The 13,950-nt window shown below is 57.9% G+C and carries 8 protein-coding genes and 2 pseudogenes; 9 read left to right on the top strand and 1 reads right to left on the bottom strand.

Annotated elements, in window-relative coordinates:
• Positions 1-311: 311 nt before the first annotated feature.
• From GL286_RS15905 to GL286_RS15865, 9 genes and pseudogenes are all read left to right on the top strand, one after another.
• The gene (locus GL286_RS15905) at positions 312-3,326 is read left to right on the top strand and encodes a response regulator (protein WP_155096567.1); all 3,015 of its coding nucleotides are present in this window, start codon (positions 312-314) and stop codon (positions 3,324-3,326) included.
• The gene (locus GL286_RS15900) at positions 3,316-4,185 is read left to right on the top strand and encodes a CheR family methyltransferase (protein WP_155096566.1); all 870 of its coding nucleotides are present in this window, start codon (positions 3,316-3,318) and stop codon (positions 4,183-4,185) included. The genes GL286_RS15905 and GL286_RS15900 overlap by 11 nt, the downstream gene beginning before the upstream one ends.
• Positions 4,182-5,510: a diguanylate cyclase domain-containing protein gene (locus tag GL286_RS15895; protein ID WP_155096565.1), complete on the top strand. Its 1,329-nt coding sequence runs from the start codon at positions 4,182-4,184 to the stop codon at positions 5,508-5,510. Before GL286_RS15900 ends, GL286_RS15895 begins: the two co-directional genes overlap by 4 nt.
• Positions 5,511-5,627: 117 nt before the next feature.
• Positions 5,628-6,866: an EAL domain-containing protein gene (locus GL286_RS15890; protein ID WP_155096564.1), complete on the top strand. Its 1,239-nt coding sequence runs from the start codon at positions 5,628-5,630 to the stop codon at positions 6,864-6,866.
• A gap of 60 nt (positions 6,867-6,926) precedes the next feature.
• Positions 6,927-8,285, top strand: coding sequence for a calcium-binding protein (locus GL286_RS15885; RefSeq protein ID WP_155096563.1), 1,359 nt, complete (start codon positions 6,927-6,929; stop codon positions 8,283-8,285).
• A gap of 224 nt (positions 8,286-8,509) precedes the next feature.
• Entirely contained in the window at positions 8,510-9,016 is a 507-nt protein-coding gene (locus GL286_RS15880; RefSeq protein ID WP_155096562.1) for a putative pterin-binding protein, read from the top strand.
• A 9-nt stretch (positions 9,017-9,025) separates the two neighbouring features.
• Entirely contained in the window at positions 9,026-11,017 is a 1,992-nt protein-coding gene (locus tag GL286_RS15875; protein WP_155096561.1) for a putative bifunctional diguanylate cyclase/phosphodiesterase, read from the top strand.
• A gap of 7 nt (positions 11,018-11,024) precedes the next feature.
• Positions 11,025-11,738, top strand: a complete 714-nt coding sequence (locus tag GL286_RS15870; protein ID WP_155096560.1) for an FkbM family methyltransferase — start codon at positions 11,025-11,027, stop codon at positions 11,736-11,738.
• A 95-nt stretch (positions 11,739-11,833) separates the two neighbouring features.
• Positions 11,834-12,339 (top strand): annotated as a pseudogene (locus GL286_RS15865) (transposase); the annotation flags it as partial.
• Positions 12,340-12,404: 65 nt separating this feature from the next.
• Here the strand turns inward: GL286_RS15865 and GL286_RS15860 are convergent.
• Positions 12,405-13,634 (bottom strand): annotated as a pseudogene (locus GL286_RS15860) (integrase core domain-containing protein).
• Positions 13,635-13,950 lie beyond the last annotated feature (316 nt).

The following is a 13,950-nucleotide window of genomic DNA, read 5'->3' as shown; positions in this document are numbered from 1 at the left end:
TCCGTTTCCTGCAAAACGCACAAGAATTGTGGCAAAGGTGATGCCCTCGCGCAGCGATTGTCGGATGAATTAATATTGGTTGCAACCGCTAGGCGACTGTCATTTTCCGGTTCGAGGATCGTTCAGGTCGCGACGTTCGGAATTCGGCAGGGGTTGCATCCAAGCCGCATGACTTCGGGTCAGTATCATTGGCCTTTTGCAGACCGTGCGTGAATGTTGTTTCACTATGCTTAAGGTCGTTATACGCCAAGGCGTGACACGGCCTGATTGAGGCCGCCTGCCTTGCCCAAGCATTTGCTTCGGAGATTTATGTGAATACCCGCTCGGTCAACTTCTCGCTTGGTTTGCAGCTTGGGCTTGTCATGCTCAGCTTTTTGCTGGTGGTCGCCACGGTCAGTTCGCTGGGCTATGTCGGGATGCAGCGGTTGTCTGACGCCCAGAACCGCGTCCGCGACCTGACGGCAGGCCTTACGGCGATCGAAGCGGTCGAACGCGCGATGCTGGCACGAGAATTGTCATTGGCCGAAAGTCTGGCTTTGGGGACGGAAGCCTCGCGCGCGCATTTCGAATCCGAGAACCGCGAGACCGTTACCGCGCTCGAAACGCTGTTGCGGCTACCGGTTCTTGACCCACAGGCCTTGTCGGATGCCATTGCCATTCAGGTTGCCAGCACATCGTGGCTGAATCTCAAGGCCCGCCCATTGCTGGCGCAGTTTCAAGAGAATGCGACCGGGGATGAGCGGGCGGCGGCGTTGACAAGCTATCTTGCGACCAATGAATCCGAGCGTCCCGATTTATGGCCAACCGAGGCATTCGCGCGATTGGAGGGGCTGATCCTGCGGCTTCTGACCGACGCGCGCGGTCAGCGCGATGGCGCACTCGAATGGCTGCGTTGGGCGACAGCGCTTGCGGCGATTGTGGTGATCTCGGCTGCAATCCTTGCTTACGTGATACTGTTCTACCGGATGGGTGTGCCTCTGGGACGGTTGGCCAATACGATGGAGCGCCTTGCCAATGACGACCGTTCGGTCAAGGTTCCGTTCCAGCACCGGCGTGACGAGATCGGCGCGATGAGCCGCGCCTTGCTGATTTTCCGGAATATCGCGGTGGCAAGGGATGAGGATCTTCAGGTTAAGAAATCGCTGACCGAGCTTTCGCTGAACGTGCAAAAGCAAAAGACCCTGAAGGATTTTGCTGATGCGGCTCTGCAAACGCTTGCGCCGCAACTTGGGGCCAGCGTTGGCGTTTTCTTTGCCTTCGACGAGCGCAGCGAAAGGCTGAAACTTTTTGCCAGCTATGGTTATAGCGCGCATGAAAATGTTCCCACCGGCTTTGCATTGGGCGAGGGGCTGGTCGGCCAATGCGGGCTAGAGCGCAAAACCCTCTTTGTTTCCTCGGTTCCCGATAGCTATCTCAAGGTCGTTTCCGGCACGGACGAAGCAAAGCCCGAACTGGTGTTGCTGGTACCTGTGATCGTGCAGGACCGCCTGATCGGGGTTCTGGAATTCGCGACCTTCGAGGCATTCGACATCATCCGTCACCGCATTGTCGACGAAGCGCCCTCGGTCGTGGCGCTGCCGCTCGAGAACCTGCGTCGCATCTTGCGCACGCGCGAACTGCTGGAGCAAAGCCAAAGCCAGACGCAGGAATTGCAGGCCGCCGAAGAAGAACTGCGCGCCCAGCAGGACGAGCTGCAAGCCACCAACGATGAGTTGGAACGGACGAACCAATATAAGTCCCGTTTCCTTGCGAATATGTCGCATGAATTGCGCACGCCGTTGAACAGTATGCTGATCCTTGCGCAGGACATGGCCGAGAACGCCGAGGGTAATCTGGACGCCGAGCAAGTCGAGGCCGCGACTGTAATCCACGCCAGTGGCGTCAGCCTGTTGCGCCTGATCAATGACATCCTTGATCTGTCCAAGATCGAGGCGGGCAAGCTGGATACGAACCGCGAGGTCATGTCCCTGTCGACCTTCTGCCAGATGCTCGAACGGACTTTCCGACCCGTTGCAGAACAGAAAGATGTGCGCTTCGAGTTGCAGCGCGATGCCTCGATGCCTGCAACGATCTTCACCGACATCGGTAAACTCGAGCAGATTGCGATCAACCTGATCGGCAATGCACTAAAATTCACGCCGCGCGGTTCGGTTCGGGTGGCGATCTCGGGGCTTGCCGAACTTGATGCGCTGTCTGTGGTCGTGACCGATACCGGTATCGGTATTCCTGCCGACAAGCTGGATACGATTTTCCTGCCGTTCGAGCAGGTCGACGCCAGTACGCGGCGGCAATATGGCGGCACAGGGTTGGGGCTTGCGATTTCGAGCCAACTCGCGACGCTGCTGGATGGCGAGTTGACGGTCGAAAGCGTCGAGGGGCAGGGGGCAAGCTTCCGGCTGATCATTCCCATGGGGTCTGGCATGGTGCCTCTGACATCATCGGGGCATGCGAAAACCGAAGAACCCGTCATGCCTATGCTGGCGCGGGCCGACGCCGGTCGGCAGGTGCTACGCGACCCGATCCGGATCAAGCCGGACAAGGCTCATGCCGTTCTGGTGATCGAGGATGACGCCGGCACGCAGATGGCCATCTCGCAGCTATTGTCGCGCGCCGGGATCGACGTGACTTCGGCCATGACCGGGGAAATCGCGCTGGATCTGACCGAACGTCACGAATTCGATTGCCTTATCCTTGATATCGGCCTGCCGGATGTGTCGGGTTTCGAGATGTTGGACTTGCTGTCACGGAACGGCAAGAATCTTCCGGTCGTGATCTATTCCGCCCGTGATTTGCTGCCCGAAGAAGTACTGCGCCTGCGCGAGCATACCGACAGTATCATCCTGAAAGGCGAACATTCACATAAACGGCTGCTAGAGGAGGTCGAGCAGTTCCTGCAAGAACCGCAACGGTCCGTAGTGGTTGCGCCAAAGCCGGCGCCGGAAACCATGGCGCTGAAATTGCTGCTGGTCGATGATGACATGCGCAATATCTATGCGTTGGCAAAGGTCTTGCGCGCCAAGGGTATAGAGGTGCTTCTGGCTCAGGACGGTATTAAGGCACTGGCCGAGCTTGACGCGAATCCGGACGTCCAGATTGTCCTGATGGATATGATGATGCCGAATATGGACGGGTACGAGGCTATGGCCGAAATCCGCAAGCGTGACGGCCCTTGGGCAACGCTGCCGATCATTGCGCTGACTGCCAAAGCCATGAAGGAAGACCGTGACAAATGCATCGCCGCCGGAGCAAGCGACTATCTGACCAAACCCGTCGATGTGCCTCGCCTGCTTGCGATGATCAGCGAGCAGGTTGGCAATGGACGCTGAGGTCTCGGCCTTCGCCGACGCCGTATTCGAGCGGCACGGCTATGATTTTCGCGGCTATAGGCATGGTGCCTTGGCCAACAGGCTGCATAATCTGTGCGCGAAGCTGCAACTGGACAGCATTCCCGATCTGACGGAATGGACATTGCGCCATCCCGACCGGATCCGCTTTGTCGTCGACCAGATCACCGTTCCGGTGACCGATCTGTTCCGCGAGCCCGAAACCTTCGCAGAGGTCAAGCGCTACGTCTTTCCGATGCTCACGAGTTTTTCGACGCTGACGATCTGGCACGCAGGTTGCTCCAGCGGTCAAGAGGTCTACTCGCTGGCGATCCTGCTGCACGAGGCGGGCCTGTATGCCCGAAGCCGCATCTTTGCCAGCGACATTTCGGGCGAAATGTTGCGCATGGCTGCCAGGGGACATGTACCGGCGGATCAGGTCGAGGATGCCGAAAAGCGGTATCGGCAAAGCGGAGGTGCGCAGAACCTGACCTCGTATTTTTCGAAATCGGGCGACACCGCGCGGATTGATCCTGCGATGATCAGCAACATCACCTTCATCGAACATAATCTGGCGACCGATGGCGTGTTCTGCGAAGCAAATCTGATCTTTTGTCGCAATGTGCTGATCTATTTCGACCGCGCCTTGCAGAACCGAGCCTTGGGCCTGTTCTCGGACTCCCTGATCCGGGGCGGGTATCTTTGCCTTGGCAGTCGCGAAAAACCCGTTGGCACCGGGGCGACCTTTGTTCGCGAGCAAGGATGCAATCTGGTTTACCGGCCTGTCACGAAGGCCCGCGCACAGATCGGGGGTCTTTATGATGCAGGCATTGCGCATCGCGACAGGAGCGGAAGTACATGATCACGAGTTTTGGCAGCGAATTGGCGGAACAGATCGCGCGTCCCAAAATCCTGATCGTGGACGATATTCATGCCAATCTGATCGCCATGCGCAAACTTCTGCGCGGGATAGACGCCGAGATCATGGCCGTCGATTCCGGTAATGAGGCATTGTCGCTGGCGCTGGATCATCAATTCGCGCTGATCCTGCTTGACGTCCAGATGCCCGACATGGACGGTTTCGAGGTGGCGACTTTCCTGCGCGACAATCCCGTCTCGGCGGAAACGCCTATCGTGTTCCTGACTGCCTCGAATACGGACGAATTCAGCCAGCTCAAGGGCTATATGTCGGGTGCGATCGACTATGTCGGGAAGCCGATCAACGAACGTATCCTTCTGTCCAAAGTAGCGATCTTCCTTGAGCTTTATCAGCACAAGCAGCGTCTGGTCTCGGCCCTGACAGAGGTGCATCGCCAACGCCAGATTCTGCAAGCGACCTTCGATTCCGTCGCGGATGGCGTGATCGCAACGGATAATGCGGGGCGGGTCGCGTGGATGAACCCTTCGGCCCAACGCATGACGGGCTGGGATGTGGCCGAAGCCATTGGAAAGGTGCTCGACGAGGTGTTCCCTCTGGTCACGGCCGGTGGCACCCCGCTGAATGACGCCTTGTTCGACGAGCCTTCGAAAGCGTCCGATGCCGCTTCGCAAGCCATGCTGAGGACCCGTTCCGGCGGGAGGTTTGCGGTGACGCGCTCGGCCTCGATGGTGCGTGATACGGCAGGCAAAGCTTTTGGCGGCGTCATCGTTTTCCATGACGCATCGGACGCCTATGCCCGTCAACTTGCCCTGATCGGACGGGCAGAGACCGATCCTCTGACCGGTCTTTTGAACCGTGCGGGATTCAATAAGCGCTTGCAGGCGCTGTTGCATGGCGCGCGTGACCGAAACACCGATCTGGCGCTGCTGTTCGGCGATCTCGACCGGTTCAAGCAGGTCAATGACCTGCATGGTCACGCGGCGGGCGATGTCGTGCTGAAAGAGATCGCGGTCCGGCTCAGCAATTGTGTGCGTGATGAAGACATCGTGGCGCGTTGGGCGGGCGACGAATTCGCGGTGCTCATGCTTTGCGAAAACCCCAGCATCGCCCAGCAAATGGCCCGGCGACTGGCCGAGACGGTGGCTGGGCCGATCGACATCGGCAAGAACGACCTTCGGGCGACCGTCGGTATCAGCATCGGAATTTCGATGGCCAGTGCCGCGGACTGGAACCAGCAGGTCCTGCTCGAGAGGGCGGATTCCTTGCTTTACGAAACAAAAGCTGCCCGAAAACGGGTCCCGACCTGAGCGCTGCGCTGAAATGTCTCAGCGCTTATCTATAAATAATATAACAATGATTTGCAGCTTAGTTGCGGTGAAGAAATCGAAAGGGCGCCAAGCTTGGATGAGTTCAGTGGGGAGGAGATGTTTCGCAACCTTGCCGTGCCCGGCATTCAGGGTTGGGACGATATCGGATTGGGTCCGGTGGGGGAATGGGGCGATGGGATGCGGGTCGCCGTGCAAACGATGGCGAGCCTGCCGAAACCCGCTTGCATCCTATGGGGACTAGACCGCGTTCTGGTCTACAATCCGGCTTTTTCGGAGCTACTGGGCGAATTGCATCCCCGCCTGTTTGGAGCGCGTCTTTCCGACCTGGCACCTTCCGCGCGCGGCCAGATCGAACCGGATCTGGAGGCAATCCATGACGGGCAAAACTTCATTATGCAGTGGCATCTGGGCAAACCCGAGCGAGCCTACGACGTGGCTTGCTCTCCTGTTCGGGCCGAAGATGGCAAGGTGCTGGCGGTCCTTTGTTCCGTGACCGGCGACCATGCGGGCGCAGGTGTCGGGCGTGGAACTGGCGCACGGTCACGAATGAAGCGGGATCTGGGAATCGCGACCCAGAACGGGCTGCTGGATTTGCATTATCAGCCGCAGATCCGCCTGTCAGACGAACACATCATCGGGTTCGAGGCTCTGGCGCGCTGGCAGCATCCGGTTCTTGGTGATGTTGCCCCAGATTGCTTTATCCCTGTAGCCGAGGAAACCGACCTTATTCTGGAAATCGGTCGCTGGGTCATCTCGAAGGCCGTCGAGGATATCGCATCGCACCAGAACCGGGGGCAGCTTGCGGTTGCCGTGAATGTCTCGCCAGCGCAATTCTATGATCCGGAACTGGTCGATCATGTCGGGCGGACCTTGAAGGAGCATGATTTGCCGCCCGAGCTTCTTGAGCTCGAGATTACCGAAAGCATGGCTCTGGAAAACGAAGAGGTCGTTTGCGCCGGTATGGCGGCTTTGCATGACCTTGGGATCAAGATCGCGATGGACGATTTCGGATCTGGATATAGCAATATTGCAACGCTCAAACAGTTCAGCTTTGACCGGCTCAAGCTGGACCGATCCTTCTTGGCGGACCTGCCAACCTCCGAAGCAGGACAGGCCGCGATCAGCAATGCAATCCGCATGGGCAAGGGGCTTGGCCTTGAAATTATTGCGGAAGGGGTCGAAACCGGATCGCAGCTTGATCTGCTTCGCGCGCTGGATTGCGATTATGCTCAGGGGTTCTTTTATGCCGCCCCGATGCCGATTGACGATGCGATGGCTTGGCTGGTGCAACACGATGCGGCTGGATCGGCAAAATTTGGCGGACTGCGCACTTGAACGGCTAGCGCGATACGTCCATTTTGCGCGCAACTTCAGCGTGCGAGTCTTAATCCCCGAATGGCCAAAGTCACCTTCAAACCGAGTTTCGGTCGTCCGTTGGACATGACCCAAATCGCCTGGAGGTCGATTCTTGACTATGGCAGGGTTACTCAATCTTCGACCTCGCTCAGGCTATACGACAATGCCGCGAATTATGTGCAGATTTACGGCACGAACCTGAGCTATGGCGGCTCGGGTCTTGCTGCTTTGAAGACAGGCACGATCACGTCGATGCGGATTGTTACCGCCGGCGCTGTTTCATTCGATGTTGTCGGCTTGCAGGTGTCGGCACTCGATCTCGCCAATGCGTTCAGGTCTTACAATAATGCGGCGTTTTCCCGTGCGCTGCTGGTCGGGAACGATACGATCCACGGCACGAACTTTACCGAGACGCTGGCCGGTTATTACGGCCATGACACGATCTATGGCTACGGAGGCAATGACAAGATCTTTGGCGGCCTAGGCAGTGATCTGCTTGTCGGAGGCGCAGGTGCCGACATTCTGCTGGGTGAAAGCGGCAATGACCGTTTGTTCGGTGGTGACGGCTATGACAGCCTTTACGGCGATCTTGGCAATGACACATTGCGCGGCGATTTGGGCAACGACCAGCTTTACGGCGGTGCGGGTGATGATTTTCTGGCCGGAGGGGCAGGCAACGACGCGCTGTATAGCGGTGTCGGCAATGACCGTGCCTATGGCGAGGCGGGTCACGACACGCTGTATGGCGAAGACGGGAATGACAGTCTGTTCGGCGGGGTGGGCAATGATGTGCTTTATGCCGGCATCGGAAACGACAGGTTGGACGGCGGCGACGGCAACGACACGCTTTATGGCGAAGCAGGCAATGACGTCATGAACGGCGGGACGGGCAACGATTGGATCAGCGGCGGTACAGGCGCAGATACGCTGCTTGGTGCTGCTGGAAATGATGTGCTGTTCGGCGAGACTGAAAACGACCGTCTGGACGGCGGGGCCGGAAATGACCGCCTTGATGGTGGAGCGGGTAATGATACGCTGATCGGCGGGCTGGGTTCGGACAGGATGACCGGTGGGGCAGGGGCGGATGTCTTCGTCTTCTACTCGACGGCCGATTCGACCAACGCGGATGGCGGACGTGATTACATCGTGGATTTCAGCTCGACGCAGAATGATCGCATCCATCTTGCGGCGATCGATGCTGATGTCCGCGCAGTGGGCGATCAACAGTTCACCTATATCGGGACTGATGGGTTTAGCGGAGAGGCTGGTGAGTTGCGCTGGGTCCGCACCGGGTCCGCAACCCTCGTCTACGGTGATACGAACGGGGACGGAGTCGCTGATTTCTCGATCCAGATCGGAAAGTCGATTGATCTTTCGGCGGATGATTTTATTTTTTGACGCTGTCGCCCGTGATCGACAGAGCCACCGGAAGCGGGTTATCCTGCCTTTGAAAGTGGCGGCATTGGCGGTCGATGTGCCCTAAAAAGCGCACACCGTTGCTGGCGTTAAAAATCTGCAATCATATCGAGCAAAAACCTCGTAGACTCAATCGAGGCGAGTGTCATATGAAATGACGCAACTTTGGACGCATTTTCGCGCAAACTCAGGTTCAGATGGCCACGATGAAGACGCTACGCTCCCTCGCTGCACTCCTTGTCGGAATGTGTGTTGCAGGCATGAGTTTTGCCGGAACACTTCCTGCCCCTACCGGTGAGGTCATCTTGACCATCTCGGGGAGCATTTCGAACACGAATGATGGCGATACCGCCAAGTTCGACCGCGAGATGCTGGAAAAAATCGGAATGGTCGCGATCACGACCAGCACGCCGTGGTACGATGAAAAAACGACCTTCGAAGGCGTGCCCTTCAAGGCGGTCCTTGATCTGGTCGGCGCAAAGGGCACGATCATCGACGCCATCGCGCTGAACGATTACGAGACCGAAATCCCGATGTCCGATACCCAGGATACCGGCGTCATCCTTGCGATGAAGATGAACGGTGCGAATATGGAGATCCGCGACAAGGGCCCGATCTTTGTTGTCTATCCCTATGACAGCTCTGCGACGCTGCAAACCCAGACCTACTATGCGCGCTCGGCGTGGCAGGTATCACGGCTGATCATCAAGTAGGTTCCGCAATTGACCCGTATTCTGGGCGTTCTGATCTGCCTTTTCATTGCAGCAACCGCCTATATGTCGACGACTGTTTCGCAACGGCAAAAGGTGTTGCGGCATGTCGCGCATCACAATGACACTTGGGCGATCAGCCAGTCGGTTTCGGAATTCATGCGTCTGGAAGCCCGGCTTGCGCTGAGCGAACATCCCATGGATGACGAGACGTACGAGAACGTCCGCCTGCGTCTTGATATTATTATCAGTCGCCTGACGTCCTTCAAGGAAGGGACGCTGAAAACATTCATCGAGGAATCTCCCAGCCGGAAGGCGGCCATCACCGAACTGCTTGCCGTGATCGGGGAACTCGATAAAAATCTTGCGACGATGGACGCCGCGCATGTTCGCGCGATTCTGCAGCGGATGGGGGATCTCAACGGTCCGCTGACGACGATTTCGTCGCAAAGCGTGCAGCAAAGCTGGGCCGATATCGAAGAGAACCTGCAAGCCTTGGAGCAGCTTCACCGGATCTACAGTATTGTGGTGGCGTTCCTCATTCTTTGCTGGGTCGTACTGATCTTTTTGCTCTTCCGGCAAAACCGGCTGCTCATGCAGGCGCAGAAGGAAGCCGAAACGCTGAACAACAGTCTCAGCGTGGCTGGCAAGGAGTTGCGGGATAAGAACCGTCGTCTCGAATATGTCGCGCATCACGATTCACTGACGAAACTGCCGAACCGGATCCTGTTCTGGAATGAACTCGAGACCTCGTTGAAAGCCTCGCAGGAGGTCGGAACATCTGTCTGCCTTCTGTTGCTGGATCTGGATGATTTCAAGAACATCAACGACACGATGGGGCATGATCTGGGCGACATGCTGCTGGATCAGGCCAGCGCGCGTATGCTCAAATTCGGGTCCGAGGCGCATATGTTCTGCCGTCTCGGCGGCGATGAATTCGCTTGCCTGCTGCTTGGAAAATCGCCATCCGAGAGCCAGGATTTCGCGCGCGAGCTTACGGCCCAGATTGCAGCACCTTACCGGCTTTCCAATCGCGAGGTCCAGATCGGCTGCTCGGTCGGCATTGCTCATGCGGAACAGCCGAAATGTGCCGATGCGCAAATGCTCTTCAAGCGCGCCGATATCGGGCTTTATCGTGCCAAGGCATCGGCTCAGGAACGGATCTGTCTGTTCGAAGACTACATGCAGGCCGAGTTCGACGATCGTAAAGCGCTTGAAAATGATCTGCATCTCGCGTTGGAGCGTGACGAATTCGAGCTTTATTATCAGGCTCAAGTCGAGGTTGTGACGCTTAATCTGCGCGGTCTCGAAGCCTTGGTACGTTGGAACCATCCGACACGCGGACAGATTCCGCCCGGTGTCTTCATCCCTATCGCGGAAGAAATCGGGCTGATTGTTGAACTCGGTCGCAAGATTCTGCTGACGGCGTGTACCGAGGCCGCGAAGTGGAAGCAGCCCCTGAAGATTGCGGTTAATCTGTCGCCGATCCAGTTGCAGGCGCCCAACATCGTTGAAATTGTCATGGGTATTCTCAAGGATACTGGCCTTGCTCCCGAACGTCTCGAACTCGAGATGACCGAGACGGTTCTGCTTAATGATCGCAAACGGGTGTTCAAGATACTGAACGATCTGCGTGCTTTGGGCGTGACAATCGCGATGGACGATTTTGGCACGGGCTATTCGTCGCTCGCTATCTTGCGCGACATTCCCTTCGATACGATCAAGCTCGACAAGTCTTTCGTCCGCGACATTGCGCTGAACCCCGAGGCCGAGGCATTGGTCCGGCTCGTTATCGATGTCGGCAATCATCTTGGCAAGACGGTGATCATCGAAGGGATCGAGACCGACGCGCAGCACGAGTGTATCCGCCGGATCGGCTGTCAGGTCAGTCAAGGCTTCCTATTCGCGCGTCCGGTGCAGGCATCGAAGCTGGATTTTTTGCATTGGTCGGATGCCGAACTGGCTCCCGACGCCAGCACATTAAAGAACTGGGCAAATTCCTGAGGATCCCATGAACGCAGTACTCGACACCAACCTGAGGCTACACGGCATTCGCGTTCCGATCACCCAGAACGATGTGTCGCCGGTCATCTGGCAGGCTTTGAAGTCCGGAAGTTACGAGGCCAAGGAAGCGCGTCAGGTTCGTCGTCTATTGCGGTCCGGTGATCGCGTATTGGAGTTGGGTTCCGGCATCGGGGTGATTACGACGATCATGGCGCTGACCCCGGACGTCACGATTTGGTCCTTCGACGCCAATCCTCATACGATTGAACTCGCAAAGCGGGTCGCCTGCGCAAATGATGTCAGGAATGCCACCTTTAGCCATGGACTTCTGACTGCCGGAACCCGAGAAAGCTATCAATTCTACATCCGCAGCGACTTCTGGATGTCATCAATGATCGAAAGCCAGGGGCCGTACGAGGACAGGATCTCGATCACTTCGCAAAATATCGACAGCTTCATTGACGAGCACGCGATCAACGTCCTGGTAATGGATATCGAGGGTGGCGAGCGTCATCTGCTCGGGCATGCCAAGCTGAACGGGGTGGATCGCGTTTTCCTTGAGCTGCACGACCATCTCTACGGCTTGGCCGGGGTGCGCGATATTTTCGATGCGATGAGCGAACGCGGCTTTGCCTATGATCCGAGGAACTCGTCGGGGCCTTGCGTATTGTTTACGCGCGACGATGGGATCCCGCGGGTGTACAGCGAGGATCAGCTTTAGCGTCGTTGAGGGGTACGCCGGGTCGTGTCTCGGAACTGGTGGAAATTGTCTGGCGGCGTAATCTCCGGGTGAACCAACACCCACCCTACCGGCGGCTGCAACCGGCAAGGAGATCATGCAGGACGTATAATACGAACAACTTTTCGCCTTCGCTACTGCTTGAGACGACGGATTATCATCCGATCGAGTTACGCCTGCGAGTGAATGTCCGAGCCACCATCGAGGCCATGTTCGAAGAGGAGTTGACCGATTTTTTCGGTCGGCTCCGCTATGGTCGCGGCGAAAACCGGACCAAGGGTTATTGTCACGACCACCGGGATCGGCAGCTGACCGGCTCATTCTTGACGGCACCGACATCAAAACCCGGCTGGACAAGAAGGCCACCAATATCTCGGTTCTGGCCACGGTCGGCGTCCGTCGTGACAGGCAGGCGGCGCTGATTTCGATCAAGAACATGGGCGGAGAAAGCACCGCAGCCTAGAGCCAGTTCGTCACCTAACTGATGGCGCGGCCCGAATTCGTGATCGTCGACGGTGCGCCCGGCCTGGAAGCCGCCCTCGTGGCGCTCTGGAGTGAAGTCCTGCCCATCCGGCGCTGCACGGCCAGAGGTGGTCCGGGAATTTGGACCGGTTTGCCGCTCGGCTCAGCTTCAGCATGGGGTTCATGTCAGGCGGCGGCTTTCAGGTTCTGGTCGGAGGTATCATAGGCCTCGGCCGGGGTCAGCAACCCGTGTGATGAGTGCGGGCGTTTTCCGTTGTAATCGCTGATCCGGGCACCGATCCCCTTGCGGGCCTCCGAGCCGGCCTCGAAGGCGTTCAGGTAGACCCATTCGTATTTGAGCGATCGCCACAGCCGTTCGATCATCCGGTTGTCGATCCAGCGCCCACGACCGTCCATGGAGATCTGCACCTTGGCGTCCAGCAGCACTTCGGTGAACCCGGCCCCGGTGAATTGCGAACCCCGGTCGCTGTTGAAGATCCCGGGCGTGCCGTATCGGGCCAACGCTTCCTTCAGGGCTCCGACGGCGACCAGATAGGGAAAACCCCGGCGCACGGGGAGTGAGGCATCGAACGCGATCCGTCCGAGAGAGATGCCGGACGCTGATATCGGTACACCAGATCTGGTCGGGTCGGGTGATGGCCAGGTCCCTGAGCAGATAGGGATAAACCTTGTGCTCCGGATGCTTCTTGCCGGTCTTCGGCTCCTGATAGATCGGCAGTGAGGAGGTTCAGAAAACAGTCCGGGGGACTGTTTTCCCGACGAACACGCATCAGCTTCATCAGCCGCCGGACGCGATGCCGCCCGCATCGATGGCCCTCGCGCGGCATGTGCCGGGCCATTTGCCGCGAGCCATGACCCTAGGCGTCTCGAGGAATTGCCGGTCGATGATTGCCATGAAGCCCGGGTTCCCGGCGCTTTCTCCGCGCGGCCGATAGTAAAGGCCGGAGGCGCCAGCGACAACAGGCGGCATTGCCGCCGGACGCCGAGACCCTGATGATCCTGCTTCACCGCTTTTTGCCTCCAGTGCCGCGCATGAGACCGGAGGCTGCCGACATCGAAGCAGCGACCGTGGTCCCGGTGGGGCCGCGTAAGCGCTGCGAAGCATTCCGCTCGATGACCAACCGGCCGGTCCTGGCATGCAGCTTCTCGACCTCACCCGCAGAGATCTGCGGCCCGGCGGATGAAGCGCCGCCGAAGGCCGCCGCCATGTTCTCGATCGCGGTGCGTTTCCAGCCGCGGATCATCGTCGGATGGATATCGTTGAACGGCTCTCCCGAACCGGTGGCGTTCGCCGTTCAACTTCTTGGCCAACCCGGCCGTCGTCAGTTCCCCGCGGATGGCCTCAAGAGCCACCTTCGCCCTGAACTCTGCAGAATAGCGTCTGCGTTTTGGCATTTCGGGTCATTCTTCCTCAGGCGCGAAAGCTTAGCCCCCGGTCCGAATTCGTGCGACCACATCTGAGATCAAGCAACGAAATCTGCTCGGCCATGCACCTAGAGCTTGCATGACGAGTTGAGCGAAGATCACCGCGACATATTCTACGTGGACACCGCCGCCGAAATCGAGAAGCGTCGCAAGGCTGTTGATTTTCACCGAGAAGTGAGCCATCGCTGACTATGGAATTCGGGTCATGCTTTGGTCAATGTGTGTGTGGTCTCCTTCTTTTTCGTCGCCAATGCAGCTGAGCTGGCCTTAAAGCGGAAGCTGTCGT

Source organism: Paracoccus aestuariivivens (genome assembly GCF_009711225.1).
Taxonomy (GTDB): Bacteria; Pseudomonadota; Alphaproteobacteria; order Rhodobacterales; family Rhodobacteraceae; genus Paracoccus; species Paracoccus aestuariivivens.
This window is presented reverse-complemented; position numbering and strand designations above follow the sequence as displayed.